Annotated in this window: 21 protein-coding genes; 9 read left to right on the forward strand and 12 right to left on the reverse strand. The window is 64.5% G+C overall.

Annotated elements, in window-relative coordinates:
- Positions 1-219: 219 nt before the first annotated feature.
- Entirely contained in the window at positions 220-1197 is a 978-nt protein-coding gene (gene corA, locus B0G82_RS17380; protein WP_121308123.1) for a magnesium/cobalt transporter CorA, read from the reverse strand.
- A 665-nt stretch (positions 1198-1862) separates the two neighbouring features.
- On the opposite strand from corA, the gene cydX reads away from it, so the two are divergent.
- Entirely contained in the window at positions 1863-2012 is a 150-nt protein-coding gene (cydX, locus tag B0G82_RS17385) for a cytochrome bd-I oxidase subunit CydX (protein WP_121308125.1), read from the forward strand.
- Positions 2009-2626, forward strand: coding sequence for an ATP-binding protein (locus B0G82_RS17390; protein ID WP_121308126.1), 618 nt, complete (start codon positions 2009-2011; stop codon positions 2624-2626). Before cydX ends, B0G82_RS17390 begins: the two co-directional genes overlap by 4 nt.
- 135 nt (positions 2627-2761) lie before the next feature.
- Here B0G82_RS17390 and B0G82_RS17395 read toward each other — a convergent pair whose 3' ends face one another.
- The 3 genes from B0G82_RS17395 to B0G82_RS17405 form a co-directional block, all read right to left on the reverse strand.
- Positions 2762-3859 carry a saccharopine dehydrogenase NADP-binding domain-containing protein gene (locus B0G82_RS17395; RefSeq protein WP_121308127.1) on the reverse strand — a complete coding sequence of 366 codons (1098 nt, stop codon included), beginning with the start codon at positions 3857-3859 and terminating at the stop codon, positions 2762-2764.
- Positions 3860-4082: 223 nt separating this feature from the next.
- On the reverse strand, positions 4083-4541 hold the full coding sequence (locus tag B0G82_RS17400) for an Lrp/AsnC family transcriptional regulator (protein ID WP_121308129.1): 459 nt from the start codon (positions 4539-4541) through the stop codon (positions 4083-4085).
- Positions 4542-4676: 135 nt separating this feature from the next.
- Entirely contained in the window at positions 4677-5561 is an 885-nt protein-coding gene (locus B0G82_RS17405) for a LysR family transcriptional regulator (protein ID WP_121308131.1), read from the reverse strand.
- Positions 5562-5759: 198 nt separating this feature from the next.
- Between B0G82_RS17405 and B0G82_RS17410 the strand changes: the two genes are divergently transcribed.
- Together B0G82_RS17410 and B0G82_RS17415 are read left to right on the forward strand one after the other, a co-directional pair.
- A complete protein-coding gene (locus tag B0G82_RS17410) occupies positions 5760-6281 on the forward strand; it encodes a Spy/CpxP family protein refolding chaperone (RefSeq protein WP_121308133.1) in 522 nt (173 codons plus the stop codon).
- A gap of 301 nt (positions 6282-6582) precedes the next feature.
- The gene (locus B0G82_RS17415; RefSeq protein ID WP_121308135.1) at positions 6583-7020 is read left to right on the forward strand and encodes a PGDYG domain-containing protein; all 438 of its coding nucleotides are present in this window, start codon (positions 6583-6585) and stop codon (positions 7018-7020) included.
- 18 nt (positions 7021-7038) lie between these two features.
- On the opposite strand, the gene B0G82_RS17420 is transcribed toward B0G82_RS17415, so the two are convergent.
- From B0G82_RS17420 to B0G82_RS17455, 8 genes are all read right to left on the reverse strand, one after another.
- Entirely contained in the window at positions 7039-7407 is a 369-nt protein-coding gene (locus B0G82_RS17420) for a DUF3022 domain-containing protein (RefSeq protein WP_121308137.1), read from the reverse strand.
- 168 nt (positions 7408-7575) lie between these two features.
- Positions 7576-8394: a YhfC family intramembrane metalloprotease gene (locus B0G82_RS17425; RefSeq protein WP_121308138.1), complete on the reverse strand. Its 819-nt coding sequence runs from the start codon at positions 8392-8394 to the stop codon at positions 7576-7578.
- A 71-nt stretch (positions 8395-8465) separates the two neighbouring features.
- A complete protein-coding gene (locus tag B0G82_RS17430; RefSeq protein ID WP_121308140.1) occupies positions 8466-9566 on the reverse strand; it encodes a LacI family DNA-binding transcriptional regulator in 1101 nt (366 codons plus the stop codon).
- Between the two features lie 25 nt (positions 9567-9591).
- Positions 9592-10557, reverse strand: coding sequence for a D-glycerate dehydrogenase (locus tag B0G82_RS17435; protein ID WP_121308141.1), 966 nt, complete (start codon positions 10555-10557; stop codon positions 9592-9594).
- Entirely contained in the window at positions 10557-11852 is a 1296-nt protein-coding gene (locus B0G82_RS17440; RefSeq protein WP_121308143.1) for an MFS transporter, read from the reverse strand. The genes B0G82_RS17435 and B0G82_RS17440 overlap by 1 nt, the downstream gene beginning before the upstream one ends.
- Before the next feature lie 136 nt (positions 11853-11988).
- Positions 11989-12972, reverse strand: coding sequence for a sugar kinase (locus tag B0G82_RS17445; protein WP_121308145.1), 984 nt, complete (start codon positions 12970-12972; stop codon positions 11989-11991).
- Positions 12973-13206: 234 nt separating this feature from the next.
- On the reverse strand, positions 13207-13980 hold the full coding sequence (locus B0G82_RS17450) for a TIM barrel protein (RefSeq protein WP_121308741.1): 774 nt from the start codon (positions 13978-13980) through the stop codon (positions 13207-13209).
- Positions 13981-14170: 190 nt separating this feature from the next.
- The gene (locus tag B0G82_RS17455) at positions 14171-15088 is read right to left on the reverse strand and encodes a LysR family transcriptional regulator (RefSeq protein ID WP_121308147.1); all 918 of its coding nucleotides are present in this window, start codon (positions 15086-15088) and stop codon (positions 14171-14173) included.
- 121 nt (positions 15089-15209) lie between these two features.
- On the opposite strand from B0G82_RS17455, the gene B0G82_RS17460 reads away from it, so the two are divergent.
- From B0G82_RS17460 to B0G82_RS17480, 5 genes are all read left to right on the forward strand, one after another.
- A complete protein-coding gene (locus B0G82_RS17460; protein ID WP_121308149.1) occupies positions 15210-16307 on the forward strand; it encodes a YeiH family protein in 1098 nt (365 codons plus the stop codon).
- Positions 16308-16503: 196 nt separating this feature from the next.
- A complete protein-coding gene (locus B0G82_RS17465) occupies positions 16504-17241 on the forward strand; it encodes a glutathione S-transferase (protein ID WP_121308151.1) in 738 nt (245 codons plus the stop codon).
- Between the two features lie 112 nt (positions 17242-17353).
- The gene (locus B0G82_RS17470; protein ID WP_121308742.1) at positions 17354-19087 is read left to right on the forward strand and encodes a ClcB-like voltage-gated chloride channel protein; all 1734 of its coding nucleotides are present in this window, start codon (positions 17354-17356) and stop codon (positions 19085-19087) included.
- 164 nt (positions 19088-19251) lie between these two features.
- Positions 19252-20589, forward strand: a complete 1338-nt coding sequence (locus B0G82_RS17475; RefSeq protein WP_121308152.1) for a C45 family peptidase — start codon at positions 19252-19254, stop codon at positions 20587-20589.
- A gap of 300 nt (positions 20590-20889) precedes the next feature.
- Complete coding sequence (locus B0G82_RS17480; protein ID WP_106284270.1) at positions 20890-21144, forward strand: hypothetical protein; 255 nt, start codon at positions 20890-20892, stop codon at positions 21142-21144.
- The last annotated feature ends 47 nt before the right edge of the window (positions 21145-21191 follow it).

The following is a 21191-nucleotide window of genomic DNA, read 5'->3' on the forward strand; positions in this document are numbered from 1 at the left end:
GGGACGCACGGCGGTGCACTACATACGGTCGAATCGAAGCGGCGCGCCGCGTCAGCGCGCCGGCAGACGGCGTGTGGCAAAGGGTTCCTCACTTGGTCCGGGCGTGTCGGATTGACCGCCGGTTGCAAGATCGCAAGCCGGCGGGCCGCCTATGCTGGACTTTTATTGCGCGCGGTGCAAGCACGGAGCGGCGCGGACGAACGCCGCACCGCCTCACAATCAGAGCCAGCCGGCCTTGCGGAAGCGCCAATACAGCACGAGGTCGACGCTCAGCATGACCAGAAGACAGACCGGATAGCCGTACTGGTAATGCAACTCGGGAATGCTCTGGAAGTTCATCCCGTAGATGCCGGCGATCATGGTCGGCACCGCGAACAGCGCCGCGAACGAGCCGAGCCGTTTGGTCACCTCGCTCTCCGCCAGCGAGATCATGCCGAGATTGACCTGCACGGCGGTGACGACCATTTCGCGGCGGCCGTCGATGATTCTGACGATCCGGTCGAGATGGTCATAGACATCGCGGAAGTAAGCCTGCATGCCTTCGCAAATGCTCGGAATGCGGCCGCCCGTCAGTTTGCTGAGGGCTTCCTGCAACGGCGCGATATGGTGCTGCAGGATCACGAGGCGGCGCTTGAGCGAGTACAGATCCTGGATGATCGCGCGCGAAGCCGCCGAATTGTTGCGGTCGAAAATGCGGTCTTCGAGCGCTTCGATCTCGGTGTTCATGGTCTCGACAATCGGGAAATAGCGATCGACGATATCGTCGGCGAGCGCATACAGCACGAACGCCGAGCCTTCCTTGAGCAGTTGCGGCTCGCGCTCGCAGCGGGCACGCACGTTCTGGAAGCCGGCGCGGGTGCCGCGCCGCACGGAGAGCACGTAATTGGCGCCCACGAACACGTCGACTTCGCCGATCAGCAGTTCGCCCTCTTCATCCATTTCCACCGTGTGCATCACGGCGAACAGCGACTCGCCGTACTCCTCGATCTTGGGACGCTGGTGGCCGTTCTGCGCATCTTCGATCGCGAGCTCGTGCAGGCCGAACTCGTGTTTCATCACGGCCAGCTCGCCCGGCCCCGGGTCTTTCAGCGCCACCCAGACGAAACACTCGGGCCGGGCCACGTAGTCGCTGATGCTATCGATGTCGATGTCTGCCAGCTTCCGGCCGTCCTGATACGCGGCGCAATTGATCAGCATGTTGAGTTACCTTGAAAAACGGAACAGACCGGCCGCACGCTTACGATACGTAAGCCTGGCGGCGCTCTGCATGAACGAATTTGCTTTAGCCGCCATGTTAAGGGCTACGCGTGAAGGCCATGTATCGAATTGTTAAGCCTCGCGGCCGACGATGCGCGCGGCCGGCACCGGCTTGAACGGAACCGGCTCTGCGGGTGTCGAGGCGCGGCCGGCGCGCACGCGAGACTAAGCGCGCCCAGCCGCGCCAATGCGACCAGTGCGGCCTGCCGGTGGTGGCCGGGACGCGTCGGCATGCTGGTCTCCCGTGTTGTTAATTATGGTCCCGCTCGTGTGCGTATTCTTTCTGATCGGTATGCGGGACAATGCCTGGCCGTCCTGATTGCTGACCGCTGCTGCCCAACCTTTGCCATGCATCATAGCAACGGCCACCCGTTCCGCCAGCCTGGCCGAACGGCCAACCCCGCGACCTCTTGCACGGCGCCGCGTTCTTCTTCATGATCGCTGCAAAGGGCGGTTCCGTGTACTACCGCATGCGAGGTCCGCGTTGCGGATTTACCCTCGGTTCCAGCGCATACCTTCGCCCGCCGTCAGCTCGCCATCGCTCTAGTGACAACGCGCAACGCTTCAGGTCCGGCCTCGTCCGACATAAGATCAAGGAGACTGCAATGTGGTATTTCACCTGGATTCTCGGCATCGGCGTGGCGTTGGGCTTCGGCATCATCAACGTGATGTGGCTGGAGGCCGGCGACAAGTTCACGCGTGACCCGCAGCGCGCCGGCGCCGTACCTGCCTCGCCCGAGGACCGCCCTTCGTGACTCATCTGGTTTTCTTCTGCGGTCACGCGGGCACCGGCAAGACCACGCTCGCGAAAAAACTCGTCGGCCCGCTGATGAAAGCGTGCGCCACGCCCTTCTGCCTGCTCGATAAAGACACGCTCTACGGCGGCTACAGCGCGGCCGCCATGGCCATGCTGACCGGCGATTCGAACGACCGCGACAGCCCGCTGTTCCTTGAGCATCTGCGCGATCCCGAGTATCGCGGCCTGCTCGATACCGCCCGCGACAATCTCGAACTCGGCATTAGCGCGATCGTGGTCGGGCCGCTCTCGCGCGAAGTACGCGAGCGGCGCCTGTTCGATCGCGCGTGGCTGGGGGTGGACGCGGACGTGGCGCTACGGGTCGTGTGGGTCCATACGTCGGAAGAGACGGCGCATCGGCGCATCGTGGAGCGCGCCAATCCGGACGATGCCTACAAGCTCGCGCACTGGGACGAATATCGGCAACGCCGCTTTGAACCCGGCGTCGATATCCGCGACGGCCTGTTGATGTTCGACAATACCGCGCCAACGTCGGCGGATTATGAAGCCCTGCTCGCGCGCATCGTCGGCGAGCCGCGGGCGGCGACGCTCATGCCGCCGATGCCTGTGTAGCGTAACGTCGGCATCAATAAAAACGCCCCGAAAAACGGGGCGCTTCCTCGGCTCTCTGCGAAGCCGTCTTTGCTGCTCGCGGCAGACATTTCATGCGTGTCGCCGCGTTGTCGCACGGCCCTCGGCGCCGATCCTTCAGACCGTAGCCATGGTCTCCAGCGCCTGCCCCTCGTACAACTGGCCGAAGCGGTTCGCGAGGAAGTCGCGCAGCGACACCTGCTCCTGGCGCACGAAGCCCTTTTGCGGCAGCTTCTGTTCGCGGAACAGATCGAGCACCGCGCACATCGCGCCGGCCGTGCTGATCTGGATCGCGCTCATCGGCACGCCGCACACGGTCTTCGCGAAGATCTTGCGGGTGAAGACTTCCTGCACCAGTTGACCGTCGCGCATGCCGCTCACCGTGATAAACACCAGCACCACGTCTTGCGCGGTGGAAGGCACCGAACGGCGCATGATGGTCTTGAGCGTGTCGCGGTCGCTGGCAAGGCGCAGGTCTTCGAGCAGGAACTGCATCAGGTTGCGGTGGCCCGGATAGCGTACCGACTTGTAGTCGAGCGACTCGACCCGGCCCGACAGCGTCTCGCACAGCGTGCCGAGACCGCCGGAGGTGTTGAAGGCTTCGTATTCGGTGCCGTCGAGCGAGAAATGTTCGAGGCCTTCGAGCGGCTGCACCCACTGCGTACGGCTATCGCGAATCGCTTCGCACGGCTGGCAGTACTCGTTGATCAGACCGTCGACGCTCCACGTCAGGTTGTACTTCAGCGCGTTGGTCGGGAATTCCGGCAGCGCGCCCACCCGCATCTTGACGTCGCGGATTTCCGTGAAGCGGTTCGCGAGTTCGTGCGCGGCAATGCCGATGAAGCCCGGCGCGAGCCCGCACTGCGGCATGAAAGCGTGATCGGCGTCGTCGGCGATCGCGCGGATCGCATGGGTGGCGCGCACGTCTTCCGTGAGATCGAAGTAATGCACGCCCGCGCCCTTGGCCGCCGAGGCCACGTTCACCGCGAGGTAGTACGGCAGCGCGTTGACGAGCGCGTCGAAGCCTTGCACGGCAGCGCGCAGCGCGGCGGCATCGGCGGAATCCACTCGGTGAGTCGGAATGCCCTGGGCGGCGAGTTTGTCGAGCGCGTGCTGGTCGCGGTCGAATGCGACGACGTCGTAGTCGCCGGTTTCGCGCAACATGTGGGCGATGGTGTGACCGATCAAACCTGCGCCAACGATGGCTACTTTCATGCGCTTCTCCTGATTATTGTGTGCTGTCTCCAGCTTTGGGAAGTGCGCTGCGCTTGTGGCGCGGCGCCCGGCGGGCTGTACCCTTCAGCAACAGTTTAGGGAGAAGCAAAAACAGTTCATACGCGCAAAATGCTGCGGTATGACCATGAAGTTCGACGTTATGACGAACCAATCAGTCGATATGTCGGAAAGGTGTTAATACGGTGTAAAAGTGAGGCGGCGCTCACACCATGCCGCGATCGATCTTGCGCGCCAGAATGATCGAAGTCGTGGTCCGCTCCACGCCTTCCAGTGCGCCGATCTGATCGAGCAGATCGTTCAGGCGATCAGGCGAATCGGCACGCAGCCACGCAACGTAATCGAACTCGCCGCTCACGGCGCATAGCAACTGCACCTCGGGCATCTTGCCGAGACGTTTCTGCACGGCAGGCCCATGCTTCGGCGCAAGGATGATGCCGACATAAGCCACGATGCTCGAATCGAGCACATCCTGGCCGAGCCGCACGCTGTACCCGGCGATCACGTTGCTGCGCTCGAGCCGCGCGATGCGCGCGATCACCGTGGTGCGCGCCACGCCCAGTTGGCGAGCGAGGTTGGCGACGCTCTCGCGCGCGTTCGCCTGCAGCAGCGCAACGAGGTTGCGATCGAGATCATCGAGTTGGTCGAGGCGCGGAGGTCTCATGGAGGGAAAAGGAAGTGGCTCAGGTGAGGCGGATTATCGCGCGTCTTCATCGGCAAATGGAGAAGTCGCCGGGGCTATCGCCATGAACACCTCGTGTGAATCACACGAGGTGTCACGAAACGTGCGCCGCCTGGCTCATACGCCGAACCGTTCGATCACGAAATCGATAAAGCTGCTGAGCTTGGGCGTGGCGCGGCGATCGCGCGGGTACAGCAGATGGACCGGCGCGCCATCGGGCAAATAATCTTCCAGCACCGACACCAGTTCGCCACTGGCAATTTCTCTCGCCAGCAGCGCCTCCGGCTGCAACACCAGGCCGAAGCCGTGCAGCGCGGCGACCTTGAGCGCCTGGCCGTTGTTCGCGCGAAACCGACCGGCACGTAGCTGGCATTCCTCCGCGTGGTCGCCGCCGAGACGCCACAAACCTTCGCGGCCCCAATGCAGAAACCCCAGGCATTCGTGATGCAACAGATCTTCTGGCGTGCTCGGCGTGCCGGCGCGCGCCAGGTACGCGGGCGACGCGCACGCGCGCATCCGGTAGGGCTTCAACGGCCGCGCCACGAGACTCGAATCCGGCAACCGGCCGATGCGCACCGACGCGTCGAAGCCCTCTTCCACCAGATCGATCAAGCGGTTCGACAGATCGAGTTCGAGCGTGATGTCCGGCCATGCGGTGAGGTACTCGGTCATCGCCGGGGCGAAGACTTCCACGCCGTAAGTGAGCGGCACCGTCACCTTGAGCACGCCGCGCGGTGCGGCGGCCATTGCCTCGGCGAGCGACTCGGCTTCTTTCACGTCGGCGAGAATGCGTCGGCATTGCTCGTAATACTGCCGGCCGATCTCCGTCAGACTTTGCCGCCGTGTGGTGCGCGTCAGCAGCCGCGTGGCGAGCCGCGTTTCGAGCGAACGGATATGCTTGCCCACCATCGCCGACGAAATGTCGAAGCGCTCGGCGGCCGCCGTCAGGCTGCCCGCCTCGACCACGGCGACGAAGATTTCCATGCTGACGAATTTGTCCACCCGCTATTTCCTGTTCGTTTCGGTTGTAAGCGTTTGTCGCATAAGAGCCGCATTGTAGGGATATCGTGATACTAATAGCGGCGACGGCAAAGTGGGCAGCCGGCCGCCCTGCGTCGTCTTGACTCGTGCATGACCGACGCACCACGGGCCGCTCGCTCGCGAGCCTTGTCCCAATTCGAATAGACATCAGGAGTTTCGATGAAAAAAGCACTGGTAATGCTGGCCACCGCAGTCGCCATGAGCGGCGCGTTCGCACAAACCTCCGCACCGGCGTCGGCGTCGGCACCGGGGAGCGCCGCTTCCGCACCCGCCGGCAAGGCCGGTCATGAGCGCAACGTCGAAGACCGCATCGCCTACCTGCACTCGCAACTGAAGATCACCTCGGCGCAGGAATCGCAGTGGAACGCGTTCGCCGACGTGATGCGCGGCAACGGCCAGACGATGGGTCAGTTGTTCCAGCAACGCCGGGCCGCCACCAACCTGTCGGCGCTCGACGACATGAAGCAATACGCGACGATCGCGCAAGCGCACGCGGACGGCATGAAGAAGCTCGTCGATGCGTTCGACCCGCTGTACAACAGCTTTTCGCCGGAACAGAAAAAGCTGGCTGACGTGACCTTCCATCAGCCGGGTGGCGTGGGAGGCCATGGTCATCGTGGCAAGGGTAAAGGCGGCAAGGCCGCTGCCGCGCCGGCAAGCGACGCCACGGTAAAGCCGTAAGTGTAAAGAAACCGCTTGCGCGCAGTGTCGCTTGTGCACGCTGCGCGCGGCGGATATTTTTTGGCGTGCGCGGCGGCGAGGGTTCGCCCTTACACTTGCCGCACGTCGAACTGTCCTGCGGTCCACACGCCGGTCCGGCTCTTCCCGCCTTCGCGATTCCGCGCGACAAACAGACGATCCGCGCCGCCATCCATCGCAAAAGAAACCGGTCGCCAGATGCATCTGGCATGATGCGAGTCGTACGCGCCCCGAAGACTTCAAGTCTGGCGCCGCTGCCAAACTCTCCATACCTGCCCGCTTCATGACCGAACTGAAAAATCTCGACCTGAGTCAAGACGCCGACGCCTGCCGCGTCGTCAAAGACGAAACGGTCAGCGTTGAATTCGCCGCCGCCGAAGGCGAACTGATGAGCCTCGAAGGCCCCAACCGCTATGTCCGCGGCGACGCGCTGATCACCGGTTCGACGGGCGACCGCTGGGTCGTTTCGCGCGCACGCTTCGACGCCAAATACGTTCCCGCCGACGCAGCCGTCTCGCACGGCGAAGCCGGCGCGTACCGCAACCGCCCCGCCGTCGTGCTGGCCAAACAGATGCATGAAGCGTTCACGCTCGCACGCTCGGCAAACGGCGGCGACGTGCTGCGTGGCGTCGCCGGCGACTGGGTCATGCAATACGCGCCAGGCGACTACGGCGTGGTGCAGGCCGCCCGCTTCGCGAAGGTCTACCGGCTCGTCGATTGAGCCGGCTCCGCATGTACATCAAGCGAACTCGTCACCCAGATCCACGGTGACGTCGCGCGGCACCGCTTCACCATTCGCATACTGTTCTTCGAGCGAGCCGATGCTTGCTTCGACATACGCGCGCAGCACCGCGAAACTGCGGCCGCGCAGCCGCGCCGGCATTGCGCGATAACGCGCCAACGCGGCCGGTGCGATCACCACTGTCATCACTATACGGCGCGCGGTAGAGCCGAAACGCATCGCCACCCAGTGAATCGCCAAGGTCGGCGTGCCGTCTTCGGCGGCGCGCTGCATGAACTGCGTCTGCTCGGGAAACAGATCGCTGATCACGCGCGCCAGTTCCTCGAACTCGGGATTGGCGCAGTCGTATTGGTAAGCTTCTTCCATTGAAGTGTGCCGAATAGGTGGCCTCGAAAAGAGGCCGATTGTAGAGAACGGTTGACGGCTCAAGACGGAGCGCGTTTGATGCGCGCCATCGAGCAACCGTCGCGCGCCCATTGCGCAGCTATCGCGTGGTCGTCACGCGGTCGTCGAACGTGTAGTACGAAACGCGCATCAAGCGGCCACGACAGGACGGCTGTACGCCCGGAACAACAACGCCGCCACGATCACCGCGCCCACGGCATACACGGCGTCCACCGCCGCCAGCGGCACGAGCTGCGCCTGGAACAACGCGGCGGGCACGTCCACCAGCGCATGCAATACGATCGCGAGCGGCAGGATGCCGCGCCAGCCGGCCCGCAAGCCGCGCCACATCAGCACCGACAAGCCGATCTGGAACACCAGCGCGGCCACCCGTTCGAGCGCGAAAATGCCGGCCGTCTGCGGCGTCAGGCTGGCGAGAATCAGGTGGATGCGCATCAGCGAATCGGTCGGCAGATTGCTCAGATAGCTGTCGAGCTGGCCGCGGTTTTCGAACACCGCGAACAGGATCCATTGAATCTGCACCAGCACCCCGACGAGCCAGGCTTCCGCGCCGCCATGTCCGAGGCCGTAGGTCAGCGCGGTGCCGTCGTTCGTGCCTGCCGCGAGCGACGTGGAGCCAGCCTTCGCCGCCGCCCGTTTGAGCAGCAGCCGCATGCCGATGAACCGCCCCGCTTCTTCGCAAATACCCGCGGCCAGCGCGCCGTACACCACGAAGGCGAGCGGATTCGACAGGAAGTTCGCGGTCGCTTCGTTCCGATGCAGCACGTAGTCGTTCAGTGCGCGCTCGATCACCATGGCGAACAGCGCGAACACGGCGATGCCGGTGATGGCGTCACGCGGCTTGAGCGCGAGCGGCCGGCGCAGACGGCGGTAGATCAGGAAGGGTAAAGCGGCGACGAGCAGCGTCGCGAGGGCGAGGCTCGAGAGGGTAAGCGGTGCAACAACCATGAGTTTCCTTGCGATGTCCGGCGCGCACCCGCTGCGCGCCGCAGCCCGAATGATCGCAGATCGGCGGGAATTCAGCGCAAAGTGGAGGCGCGGACGATCAGTTCGCCCGGCAGAAGACAGTCGCGCGCGGCGGTCTGAACGCCTTCGATGCGTTCGTGCAGGAACTCGACAGCGCGGTAGCCGATCTCGTAGGTCGGCTGGCGGATCGTGGTGACGCCGGTCAGTTCGGCCCAGTCGGGGTCGTCGATGGAGAGCAGCGCGACGCGGGCTTGCCAGTCGGCGCCGTAGTGCGCTTTCAGATGCAAGGCGAGGCATAGCGCGACGGGCGCGTTCGCCGCGAACAGGGCGATGCGCGGCACGATACGCGCCGCGTTGCCCGTGGCGCCGGCGGCGCCGAGCGCGTGGGCGGCTGCGTCGATCGCGCGGTCCAGTTCGGCGAGGCCGCGCGCCACTTCGTCCGCGTCCGCGAGGTTCAACGCCAGCGTGTGACCGCGCGCGGCGCGCTTGCCTCGTTGCTCGCCTTGAGCACTCATCGCCTCACGAAACGCCGCTTCACGCAGTTGCCGCGAACTGACCTGCTCGAACGGCTGAACCACGAACCAGATATCGTCGAAGCCGTTGTCCAGCAGATGCCGCGTACCGAGTTCAGCCGCCGCGCGGTTGTCGAGACCGACCATATCCGTGACGAGCCCATCCACCGAACGATCGACCAGCACCGCCGGAATTCCGCCGCCGCCCACCGGCCGCAACGTTTCCTCGCGCACGCCGAGCGCGTTGACGATCACGCCTTCCACCCGGTACGTGGTGAGCAGTTGTAGATAGCGCCGCTCCATCTCGACTTCGTTCGCCGCGTGACAGATCAGCGGCATCAACCCGAGCGCGTGGCATGCCGCTTCCACGCCTTGCAGCACTTCGACCGTGTAGGGGTTCGTGAGGTCGGCGAGCAACATGCCGATCAGGCGGTTGCGGCCACGCTTGAGGCCACGCGCCATCTGGTTCGGCTGATAGTCGAGGCGCGCGATCGTGGCCTCGATGCGCGCGCGCAGTTCCGGCGACAGCACGCTCATCTCGCCGTTCAGATAGCGCGAGATGCTGGTCTTGCCGGTGCCGGCTTCGCGCGCGACGTCGGTGATCGTCGCGCGGCGCGGCGTGGCCTGCGGCGTCGTGCTCATCGGCTGCTCATCGAGCGGAATCGGCTCATTTCGAAAGAACGTCGCGGTTGACGATATTGTTGGTCAGCGTGCCGTCGAGCGCGGCGACCAGGTTTTCCGCCGCATTACGCGCCATGGCGTGACGGGTTTCGTGAGTCGCCGAACCGATATGCGGCAGCGCGACCACGTTCGCCAGCTTCAACAGCGGCGAGTCGGCCGGCAGCGGTTCGGTCTCGAACACGTCGAGACCCGCGCCGTGAATCGTGCCGTTTTGCAACGCCTCGATCAGCGCCTTTTCGTCGACGGTCGCGCCGCGCGAGGCATTGATCAGGATCGCGCTTTTCTTCATCGACTTCAACTCGGCCGCGCCGATCAGATGCTTCGTTTCCGGCGTCAAAGGCACTTGCAGGCAAACGAAGTCGGACACGGCAAGCAGTTCCGTCAACTCGACGCGCCGCGCGCCATACGCCGCTTCCGCCTGCGGGTTCGCGCTGCGGTTGGTGTACAGCACCTTCATGTTGAAACCTAGTGCCGCGCGCCGCGCCACCGCGCCGCCGATCCGCCCGAGCCCGACAATGCCGAGCGTCTTGCCCTGCACGTCGACGCCGAACAAAGCCGGGCCGATGCTGTGCTGCCAATGCCCTGCCTTCACCCATTCGGCGAGTTCGACCACGCGCCGCGCCGAGGCGAGAATCAGCGAAAACACCGTGTCCGCGGTGGACTCGGTCAGCACGTCGGGCGTGTGCGCGAGCACGATGCCGCGGCGCGTGAGATCGGCCACGTCGAACTGGTCGAAGCCCACCGAGATGGTCGAGAGCGCCTTGAGCCGCGTCGCGCCTTCGAGCATCGCCGGCGTGATCTTCACGCTCGAACCGATGCCGCCGTCCGCGTCGTTCAGCGCGGCCACGAAGGTGTCGTGCTGCGCGGCGTCGACCTGCACGACTTGCGCATGCTGCTGCAGATACGCGAGCACATCTTCGGGCAGCGACTTCCAGGCGACGATCTTCTTCATCAGCTTATTTTCCTTGCGACGGTATGACGAACGGCGGCCGCGTTGCCGGTTTCCTGCTGCTGCGGTTTGACGATCAGCGTCAGAATCACGGCGGCAACGAGCGCCACGCTCATGAATGCATACGACGCGGCGGGCGAACCGGTCGCGCCGTTCAGATAGCCGACCACATACGAACCGACGAACGAACCGAGCGCGCCCATGCTGTTGATCAGCGCCATCGCGCCGCCCGCGACGTTCTTCGGCAGCAGTTCCGGCACGATCGCGAAGAACGGGCCATACGGCGCGTACATCGCGGCGCCGGCGATCACCAGCAACGCATACGAGAGCCAGAAATGCGTGGAACCGAGCGCATACGAAGCCGCGAACGCGACCGCGCCGATCAGCAGGAACGGCCACACGAATACCTTGCGGCGGTTGAGTTTATCCGATGCCCACGAAGCTGCAAGCATCGCGATGGTCGCGGCAAGATAAGGCAGCGCCGAGAGCCAGCCGGTTTCGACCATGCCGAGCGTCGAACCGTTCTTCAGGATCGACGGCAGCCACAGCACGAAACCATACACGCCGATGCTCCAGCAGAAATATTGCGCGCACAGCTTGATCACCGCGGGCGTTTTGAATGCGTCGCTATAGTTGCGCACCGGCTTGATCGCGGCCTGCTCGGCGCGCAGTGTTTCGGCGAGGTCGTCCTTCTGCTGCTGCGTGAGCCATGACACCTGTTGCGGCTTGTCCTTCACGATGAACCACCAGCATACGGCCCAAAGAATTGCGGGCGCGCCTTCGGCGACGAACATGTGACGCCAGCCGAACGAATGCACCAGATAGCCGGATACCACCGACATCCACAGCACCGTCACCGGATTGCCGAGAATCAGGAAAGTGTTGGCACGCGAGCGCTCGCTTTTGGTGAACCAGTTGCTGATGAAAATCAGCATGGCCGGCATCACCGCGGCTTCGACCACGCCGAGCACGAAGCGGATCACCATCAACGACGGAATGTTGCTGACCATGCCGGTGAGCGACGCGCACCCGCCCCACAGAATCAGGCTCCAGAACACGAGCTTCTTGACGCTGCGGCGTTCCGCATAGATCGCGCCGGGAATCTGGAAGAAGAAATAACCGAGGAAGAACAGCGCGCCGATCAGCGACGACAGTCCCTTGCTAATGCCGAGATCCTGGTTGATGCCGGCGGCCGACGCGAAACCGTAGTTCGCGCGATCCAGATAAGCGAGGCTGTAGGTGATGAATACGATCGGCATGATCGTCCACCAACGGCGAATCGCAAGCGATGAAGTCATGGGGTGTCTCCTTGGACGGCTTCCCGAAACAATGATGGACGGTCACGGGGCGCCCTGTTCGAGCGCTCTTGCTGTTATCGAGGCGGCTTGGTTCAACGCCGCTTGCGGTCTTGCGAGCTGCGCGGTCCCTCGGTTGTCAGGCCGCAGCGGGCACGGAAGCTGTGTCGGCCGCTTCCAGCGCATCGAGTTCGGCCCGGCTCGGCAGCCCTTCGGAATCGCCGATCACCTGAATCGCCAGCGCGCCGATGCGGTTGCCGCGCGCCACCGCTTGTGGCAAAGACTTGCCTTCGAGCAAAGCGCTGACCACGCCGACGGCGAAACCATCGCCCGCGCCGACCGTGTCCACGACTTTCGCAACCGGCTGACCGGCGATCACGGCGGCATCATCGCGGGTGCGGAAGTACGCGCCCTGTGCGCCCAACTTGATGATCACGCCGCGCGCCCCGTGATCCAGATAGAACTTCGCGATGTCCTCGGGCTGCGTGTAGCCGGTCAGAATCTCGCCCTCGCCGATGCCGGGCAGCACCCAGTCGGCCAGCGCGGCAAGCGCGTTCAGGCCTTCGACCATCGCGGCGCGCGACGGCCACAGCGTCGGGCGCAGGTTCGGGTCGAACGAAATCGTCTTGCCGGCGGCACGCATCTCGCGCGCCAGATGGAACGCGAGTTCGCGCGAGCTTGCCGAAATCGCGGGCGCCACGCCGGTCAGATGCAGGTGGCGCGCTTGCAGGACGTAGTCGGCCGCGTAGTCGGCCAGCGACAGATGACTCGCCGCCGAACCTTTGCGGAAATACTCGACCGCCGGGTCGGTGCCATCGTCGTTTTTCGACTTCAGCTGGAAGCCGGTCGGATAGCGCTCGTCGGTCGTGACGCAGCCCTGGTCGATGCCCTCTTTCGTCAGCGTGTCGCGCACGTACTGGCCGAACGAATCGTTGCCGACGCGGCTCATCCAGCCCACCTTGAAGCCGAGGCGCGACAAACCGATCGCCACGTTCAGATCGGCGCCGGCGACGCGCTTCGTGAACTGGCCGACTCCCGCGAGCGGGCCGGTTTCGGCGGCCACGAACATGGCCATCGCTTCGCCGTAGGTGATGACATCGAGTGCTGCGGTTGGCTTGGTCATGCTTCGCTCCTGCGTGATCCTTTTTGCTGCGTGTTTCGCGTGTTTCGCGTGTTTGCGTGTTTGCGTGGGTGTTTATCGCTCACGGTTTGCAGCGTCGGATTTGCTGCGTGCCGTTTGGGCGTACCGCTTTGCGCACACCGCTTGCTGCTTTCCTCTGCCACGACCCATTTGCCGCGTGCCTTTTGCCGCGTGCTTTTCCCGGTGTCGCTGCTTCTCTCAGGTTCCACATGCCGCTCACGCGGCGGCCAGCCATGCGACGTAATGCGCCGCGTCTGCTTCGGTACGGCTCGTATCGAACGGAAACTCGATGCCGCGCGGCACATGACGCGGCAGCTTGTCGAGCACGGCGGCGAACTGGGCGTCGTCCGCGGCCGGGGCCGCGGGGAAGCGTCGTGCGCCCTCACCCACCGTCGTCTTGCCATGGATGTAGTCCACATGCGCCGCCAGCGGCGCGGCGGCGTCGAGCGGCATCACCTCGCGCCAGGCCCAGTTGCCGATGTCGAAAGTCATGCCGAGCACGTCGGCGTGGCCTTCGCGCGCCAGCGCGGCGAACAGGCCGGTGAATTGCGCGAGCGAACCGCCCTCGGCCAACTGCCCGTTTTCGACGACGAGGCGCAACTCCGCGCAGCGCATGTGATCGGCGATCACCGCAGCATTGGCGTCGGTGGCGAACCCGCCGAGTTGCAACTTCACGAAGCGCGCGCCGAGCGCGCGCGCTTCTTCCGTCGAGAGGCGCAATGCTTCGGCGTCGAGCTTGCCCTGCGCCGTGTACAGCGAAGCCGGCGTGGAGTACACGCACCACAGGCCCAACTCGGCGATCTGCTCGCCGAGCGCGCGCAGCTTGTGCGGCGCGGCGTCTGTTTCGTCAGCGAACAGTTCGCGGCGCACTTCGAAACCCGCCGCGCCGGCCTGTTTGCTCGCTTGCGCCCACTTCAGATGACCGTCCGTACGGACCGCGTCCATTCCGAACGCGCTTGCGACGATCACCACGTCCACTGCATCAGCCATGTCGAATTTACTCAAATCTGTCTCGCGATCGGCATTTGGAACCGGTTCCAAACACACTTCGAAAAAAAGCGCCGAGGCGCTTCCGATGCCCGAATAGTGCGCCGAAGGCGCCGTCATACACCATAGTGGAAATCCCCAGGCGCGGGTTGGCATGGTATGAGATCGACGTGCCGGCAGCCGCGCCAAAGACTCAACGCTGTTCCGCTAGACACAGCGCGAGAAACTGCTCCACCACCCGCGACGGCGCGCTCGCATGCGGCACCAGAATCGACAGGCGCCGCGTGAGCGGCTCCGGACTGAGCGACAGCAGACACAGCGCGTGGTCTTCGTGCCGCATCGACATGGCCGACACGAAACCAATGCCCATGCCTGCGCGCACCGCTTCCTTCACGCCTTCGACACCGGCGATCTCCAACGCGACGCGCATGGGCACACCGGCCCGCGCGAACGCGCGCTCGACGATCTGCCGCACGCCCGAGCCCGCCTCGCGCAACACCAGCGGATAGTTGCCGAAAGCCGCCAGCCCGGCCGGGCCGCCTCTGCCCGACTGCGCCGACTCCGCCAACTGCGCCAACTGCGCCAACGGATGGGCGCGCGGCATGATCGCGACGATCTCGTCTTCGCGCCACGAGTGCACCGCGGTGTCCGGCGGCAGATCCACGCCGACCGGCCCCTCGATCATCGCGATGTCCACCGAATCGAGCGCAGCGACGATCTCCGTGGTATTGCCGTCCGCCGTATGCAGCGTGACGTCCGGATAGCGGCGATGGAAGTCGGCGATCAGATACGGCAGCAGGTAGCTGGCTGGCGTGGTGCTCGCACCGATCCGCAAGGTGCCCTGCTCGAGGCCGCGCAAGGCATCACGGTACGCATGCGCCTGCCGCCAGGTGTCGCGCAGCCGCGTGGCGTAGCTGGCGAGCTGTTCGCCCGCGGGCGTGAGACGCACGCCGCGGCCGTCGCGCTGATACAGCGGCTCGCCGAATTCGTCCTGCAACTGCCGCAACTGGCCGGACACGGCGGGCTGCGACAAATGCAGCGCCACAGCCGCCCGGCTAATGTTGCGATGCTCAGCGACGGCAGCGAAAGTTATAAGTTGATCGGGGGTCATGGAGGGCGAAGTATCGGCTGAGGCGATACCTTACATTCTAAATCATGATTTTTCATATCGATATATCTAATTTAGGATTAGCCCCATCGAATCTTCGTCAGTCACAGAAAAGGGCTGCTTCATGTCCACCGCTCATCTCACCGCCTCCAGCGCGACGCCCGCCGGGTTTTCCACCCGCGGTCAGCTCAACGGCATTCTGTTCGTCGCGCTTTTCGCCGCGGCCGTCACGCGCATCGCCGCGATTCCCGCTATTGCCGGCTTGGGCTTGAGTCCGCTGATTGTCGGCATCGTGGCCGGCGCCATTTACGGCAACGCCTTGCGCGATGGCATGCCCGCCAGTTGGGCGGCCGGCGTCAATTTCTCGGCGCGCAAGTTGTTGCGGATCGCGGTGGCCTTCTTCGGGCTGCGCGTGAGCCTCCAGGAAATCGCTCAGGTCGGCGTGCCCGGCCTCGCGGAATCTGTTCTGATCGTGGTCAGCACGCTCGTGATCGGCACGTGGGCCGGCATGAAAATCATGAAGCTCGACCGCGACACGGCCTTGCTGACCGCCGCGGGCAGCGCGATCTGCGGCGCCGCCGCCGTGCTCGCCTTCGAATCGACGCTGCAATCGAAGCCGCATAAAAGCGCGATGGCGGTAGGCAGCGTGGTGCTGTTCGGCACGCTCTCGATGTTCCTCTACCCGATTCTGTTCAAGGCAGGCTGGCTGCATCTGGACACGGTCGGCGCGGGCCTGTTTTTCGGCGGTACGATCCATGAAGTGGCGCAGGTGGTCGGCGCGGCCAGCAACGTGAGCCCGGAAGCGGCGCACATTGCCACCATCGTGAAGATGACCCGCGTGATGTTGCTGGTGCCGGTGCTGCTGGTGGTCGGCATGTGGGTGAACCGCTCGGCGCGGCGCGATTCGGCCGCGGCCGGCGCGCAGGACGGCACCCACGGCAACGCGCCGCGCAAGCTGGCGATTCCCTGGTTCGCGCTCGGCTTTCTCGCCTTCGTCGTGATCAACTCGCTGCATGTGCTGCCGGAAGCCGCGACCAGCACACTCAACACGCTGGACACCTTCGCGCTGACCATGGCCATGACCGCGCTCGGCATCGAAACGCGAATTGCGCAGATCCGTCAGGCCGGGCCCCGCGCGCTGACCACCGGCTTGATCCTGTATGTGTGGCTGATTGCCGGCGGACTCGGAATTACATGGACTGTCCAGCACCTGTTCGGCTAAGCCGCCCTCGCCTTCGAACCCACCCCGCCGCGTGCGGGGTTTTGCGCATTCTGGAGACCCAATCTGTCCGCTCACGCGGCATACTGGCTGCCAACGTTGTCAGCTCATGCAGCATGCCAAGGTGGGCCGCTTCCGCGCTTCGCTTCGCGCCCCGTCTTCGCGTCAGTGTCAATGCAACCGGAATGAGGATCGATCGATGAGCCTGGAACTTTACTATTGGGACGGCCTGCAAGGCCGCGGAGAATTCGTGCGGCTCGCGCTGGAAGAAGCCGGCGCCGACTACGTGGAAGTGGCGCGCGGCGAACCGTCTGACGGTCTCGGCACCAAGGCGATGATGTCGGTGATGAAGAGCAAGGACGAGCCTTATCCGCCGTTCGCGCCGCCGTTTCTGAAAGACGGCGACCTGGTGATCGCGCAGACGGCCAACATCCTGTTCTATCTCGGCCCGCGGCTGAACCTCGCGCCCTCGGTGGAGAGCTTGCGCTATGTGGCCAACGGCCTGCAACTGACCATCGCGGACATGGTCACCGAGGCGCACGACACGCATCACCCGCTCGCCAGCGCGCTGTACTACGAAGACCAGAAAGACGCCGCCAAGGCGCGCGCGCATGACTTCATCGACAACCGTATTCCGAAGTTCATGTCGTACTTCGAGCGCGTGCTCAAACAGAATCCGGCCGGCGATCAGTTCATGGTGGGCGACGCGCTCACTTACGTCGACCTGTCGATGTTCCAGTTGATCGACGGCCTGCTGTACGCGTTTCCCCGCGCGCTCAAGCGATTCGGCGAGCACTACCCGCGGCTCGCCGCCTTGCACGACGCGGTGATCGGGCGGCCGAACATCGCCGCCTATCTGCAGTCCGAGCGGCGCATCGAACACAATGAGGCCTGCATCTTCCGGCACTACCCGGAACTCGACAAGGCGGCGACTTGAGCCGCGCCTTATTCACTCATTCGCTCAACGTTGCGCGCCCGCCGTCCAAAGCGGGCGCGATGCTGTTACCGTGCGCGCTGTCCAACCCACTTTCACGCCCTGTACCGTCGACGTGCTTTCATTCCTGCTGAAGCTGCGCACCCGCGCCCAAGATCTGTTCCGCCTTTCCGACGCTCACACCATGCTGATCTGGTCGGTCGTGGTCGGCGTGGCGGGCGCCTTCGCGACCATCGGCTTTCGCGAGGGCATCGCGCTGCTGCAATTCGCGATAGTCGGCAAGTCCGGCAGTTTCGTCGAAATGGCGCGCGGCTTGCCGTGGACCGTGCGGATCTGGCTGCCCGCGGCAGGCGGCCTGATCGCCGGCTTCTTTCTGTTGATCGCGCGGCGTTACGAGGACAAATGCAATCACATCGATTACATGGAGGCGGTCGCGATCGGCGACGGCGTGGTGCCGGTCAAACTGAGCTTGTGGCGCAGCGTGTCGTCGCTGTTCACGATTTCGAGCGGCGGGTCGATCGGCCGCGAAGGTCCGATGGTGCAACTGGCGGCGCTCGCCGGTTCGCTGATCGGACGCTGGGTGCATTTCGATCCGCCGCGGCTGCGCCTGCTGGTGGCCTGCGGCGCGGCGGCCGGGATCACCTCCGCGTACAGCGCGCCGATCGCGGGCGCATTTTTCGTCACCGAGATCGTGCTCGGCTCGATCGCGATGGAAAGCTTCGGGCCCGTGGTGGTGTCGGCGGTGGTCGCCAACATCACGATGCGTGAATTCGCCGGCTACAAGCCGCCGTACGAAATGCCGGTGTTTCCGCCGGTGGCCGGCCTTGAGGTGCTGCTGTTCGTCGCGCTCGGCGCGCTGTGCGGCGCGGCCGCGCCGCAGTTTCTGCGGCTCCTCGACCTGTCGAAGCAAAGCTTTCGCAAACTGCCGGTGCCGCTGCCCGTGAGGCTCGCGCTCGGCGGCCTGGTGGTCGGCATTCTGTCGGTCTGGACGCCCGAGGTGTGGGGCAACGGCTACAGCGTCGTCAACGCGATCCTGCATTCGCCGTGGACGTGGACCGCGCTCGTCCTCGTGCTGGTGTTCAAGGTCGTCGCCACGGCGGCTACGGCGGGTTCGGGCGCGGTCGGCGGGGTGTTCACGCCGACGCTGTTCGTCGGCGCGGTAGTCGGCTCGCTGTTCGGCCAGGGCATGCACGCGCTGTGGCCGCACGGCACGTCGGCGCCGTTCGCGTACGCGATGGTCGGCATGGGCGCGTTTCTGGCGGGCGCGACCCAGGCGCCGCTGATGGCGATCCTGATGATCTTCGAGATGACGCTCAGCTATCAGGTCGTGCTGCCGCTGATGCTCTCGTGCGTGGTCGCCTATTTCGTGTCGCGCGCGATCGGCAAGAACTCCATGTACGAAATCACGCTGCGCCGCAATCACGAGGAACAGGAGCGCTCGCGACTGCGCGCCACGCAGATGCGCGAGCTGATCCGCCCCGCCGAAACCGTCGTGCCGCCCAACGCCACCGTGCACGACATGACACGCGTATTCCTCGAATATCCAGTGAAGTATCTCTACGTGGCGAACGAGTCCGGCGCGTTTCTAGGCGTGGTCGCTCTGAAGGACATCACCTCCGATCTGCTCGACGGCAGCGACACGTCCGCGAAGACCGCGGCGAACTATTTGCAGCCGCATTTCGACGTGCTGACGCCGGACATGCCGCTCGGCGTAGCGTTGCAGCACTTCCTCGCGTTTCAGGGTGAACGCCTGCCGGTGATCGAAAGCGCCGCGCATCCCACGCTCGCCGGCGTGGTCTACAAAAGCTCGCTGCTCGACGCGTATTTCCGCATGAATCCGACGCGTTAGACACCGCGCGCGATCCGCCTGAAGGCCGCGCTCGCGGTCTCTTTGGGGCCCGTGCAAAGCGCGGCAAATTCTCTACAATGGACAGACCGCTGCGGCGAACGCCGGCAGCGCGCGTTACGCCAGAACGGGCGAGCCGAGACGCCCGTCCTTCGATCGGAGCGAAGATGAGCGAACCGTCCCTCGATGCCGTGCGCCGCGACCAGGCGGGCTGGATTTTCCTGCATATCGAAGGCGAGCCGTACGATCGCGGCGAGCAGCACGGCCAGTTGCTCGCCAGCGAAATCCGCAACGCGATCCACACCGCCCGCTATCTCGCGAAATGGGACACCGGCGAAGATTTCGACACCTTCGTCAACGCCGCGGTCTCCCAGTTCGCCAACAAACTCGACACCGAATTCGCCGACGAAATCCAGGGCATCGCCGACGGCGCGAAGCTGCCGTTCGCCGAAGTGCTGGCATGGAACGGCTACATGGATCTGCTGCAAAGCTGGTGGCCGACCCACGCTTCGCAGAAGCAGCCGAACCTTGGCGTGAAGCCCTGGCGCGGACGGCGCGGGCACCACTGCAGCGCATTCATTGCCACCGGCCGGGCAACGCGCGACGGCCGCATCGTGATGGCACACAACTCGTGGGACCGCTATGCCGCCGGCGACGCGTTCAACGTGATCTTCGACATCGTGCCCGACGAGGGCAACCGCATCCTGATGCAAGGGCTGCCCGGCTGCATTTCGAGTCTGACGGATTTCTGGGTCACCGCTGCGGGGCTGATGGTGACGGAAACCACCATCTCCAACTTCGCCGGCTACAACGCGGCGGGCGCGCCCGAGTTCTATCGCTCGCGGCGCGCGTCGCAGTACGCGAACAGCATCGGCGAATGGTGCGAAATGTTCGCGATCGCCAATAACGGCGGCTATGCGAACAGCTGGCTGCTGGGCGACGCCAAGACCGGCGAGATCGCGCGCTACGAACTGGGCCTGCACTTCTCCGGTTTCGAGAGCACCAAGGACGGTTTCTACAGCGGCTACAACACCGCGACCGACCTGAAGATCCGCAACCAGGAATGCGTCGGCGAAGGCGAAGACTATACGGACGTGCGCAAGAACGGCGCACGGCGCCTGCGCTTCATGCAGCTCGAGGAAATGCATCGCGGCAAGATCGATGTGGAACTGGCCAAGGAGATGATCGCCGATCATCACGACGTCTATCTCGACCGCAACGACAACCCATGCTCGCGCACCATCTGCGGGCATCTGGAACTGGACGACGCGCGCTTCGGCGGCACCGATCACGGGCCGTTCAATCCATGGGGCGCCAACGACGGCAAAGTGGTCGACAGTGAAATGGCGCGCGAGATGGCGTTCAGCGCGCGCTGGGGCCACCCGTGCGGGCGGCCGTTCGACGCGCAGGCGTTCATGAAGCGGCATCCGCAGTGGAACTGGCTCAACGGCTACATGCGCGACCGACCTTCGTGGCCGTGGACGCGCTTCGACGTGCTGCGCTAGAGCCTCGTCCATGGCGCCTGCCGCATCGCAACATTCGCGCCGCACGGCCGTTCGCGAGGGCGCTGCTGCGTTCTTGCCGCGTTTCTGCCATCATCTGAAATCACAATACCGTTTTGCCGCAAACGTGCGCGCGGTGCAGAATTTGCGCGCGTAAGATGGAAAGATGCGCGGTAGCCGCCGACCGTACACCTCGGCCACGCCGCGCAGAGCATGCGCCGTCCTTTCGACGCGGGGACGGCACAGCGCTTGCGGCACAGCATTTGCTCCACTGTCAGCGCCGCATGAGCTTAGGAGGTCGGGATGAAAACCTCGACGCTGTTGACCATGGTGACGCTGTCAGCCTCGTGTTTCGCCGCGCCGGTTCACACCGCACCGGACAGCACGAACGCCAATAGTCTTGCCGAACGCGCCAACGCAGCACCCGTCGCCCCGGCGGCGCCGGATGTTGCCGCCACGGACAATAATCGTCCGCAACAGTGGCAACATATCGCGCTGCCCAAGTCACGGCATCTCGATCGAAGCTTCACGGGACAGAACGAGCATTTGCAGACCTGACGCCAGCATGGACGGAAGCGCGCGCCGGGTGCATGCGTGAGACGTCG

This window comes from Paraburkholderia sp. BL17N1 (assembly GCF_003634175.1).
In the GTDB taxonomy this organism is placed as follows: domain Bacteria; phylum Pseudomonadota; class Gammaproteobacteria; order Burkholderiales; family Burkholderiaceae; genus Paraburkholderia.

Coding starts and splice junctions, on each gene's coding strand:
- corA (WP_121308123.1), bottom strand. CDS start 1,197: ATGCTGATCAATTGCGCCGCGTATCAGGACGGCCGGAAGCTGGCAGAC.
- cydX (WP_121308125.1), top strand. CDS start 1,863: ATGTGGTATTTCACCTGGATTCTCGGCATCGGCGTGGCGTTGGGCTTC.
- B0G82_RS17395 (WP_121308127.1), bottom strand. CDS start 3,859: ATGAAAGTAGCCATCGTTGGCGCAGGTTTGATCGGTCACACCATCGCC.
- B0G82_RS17400 (WP_121308129.1), bottom strand. CDS start 4,541: ATGAGACCTCCGCGCCTCGACCAACTCGATGATCTCGATCGCAACCTC.
- B0G82_RS17410 (WP_121308133.1), top strand. CDS start 5,760: ATGAAAAAAGCACTGGTAATGCTGGCCACCGCAGTCGCCATGAGCGGC.
- B0G82_RS17415 (WP_121308135.1), top strand. CDS start 6,583: ATGACCGAACTGAAAAATCTCGACCTGAGTCAAGACGCCGACGCCTGC.
- B0G82_RS17420 (WP_121308137.1), bottom strand. CDS start 7,407: ATGGAAGAAGCTTACCAATACGACTGCGCCAATCCCGAGTTCGAGGAA.
- B0G82_RS17425 (WP_121308138.1), bottom strand. CDS start 8,394: ATGGTTGTTGCACCGCTTACCCTCTCGAGCCTCGCCCTCGCGACGCTG.
- B0G82_RS17430 (WP_121308140.1), bottom strand. CDS start 9,566: ATGAGCACGACGCCGCAGGCCACGCCGCGCCGCGCGACGATCACCGAC.
- B0G82_RS17435 (WP_121308141.1), bottom strand. CDS start 10,557: ATGAAGAAGATCGTCGCCTGGAAGTCGCTGCCCGAAGATGTGCTCGCG.
- B0G82_RS17440 (WP_121308143.1), bottom strand. CDS start 11,852: ATGACTTCATCGCTTGCGATTCGCCGTTGGTGGACGATCATGCCGATC.
- B0G82_RS17445 (WP_121308145.1), bottom strand. CDS start 12,972: ATGACCAAGCCAACCGCAGCACTCGATGTCATCACCTACGGCGAAGCG.
- B0G82_RS17450 (WP_121308741.1), bottom strand. CDS start 13,980: ATGGCTGATGCAGTGGACGTGGTGATCGTCGCAAGCGCGTTCGGAATG.
- B0G82_RS17455 (WP_121308147.1), bottom strand. CDS start 15,088: ATGACCCCCGATCAACTTATAACTTTCGCTGCCGTCGCTGAGCATCGC.
- B0G82_RS17460 (WP_121308149.1), top strand. CDS start 15,210: ATGTCCACCGCTCATCTCACCGCCTCCAGCGCGACGCCCGCCGGGTTT.
- B0G82_RS17465 (WP_121308151.1), top strand. CDS start 16,504: ATGAGCCTGGAACTTTACTATTGGGACGGCCTGCAAGGCCGCGGAGAA.
- B0G82_RS17475 (WP_121308152.1), top strand. CDS start 19,252: ATGAGCGAACCGTCCCTCGATGCCGTGCGCCGCGACCAGGCGGGCTGG.
- B0G82_RS17480 (WP_106284270.1), top strand. CDS start 20,890: ATGAAAACCTCGACGCTGTTGACCATGGTGACGCTGTCAGCCTCGTGT.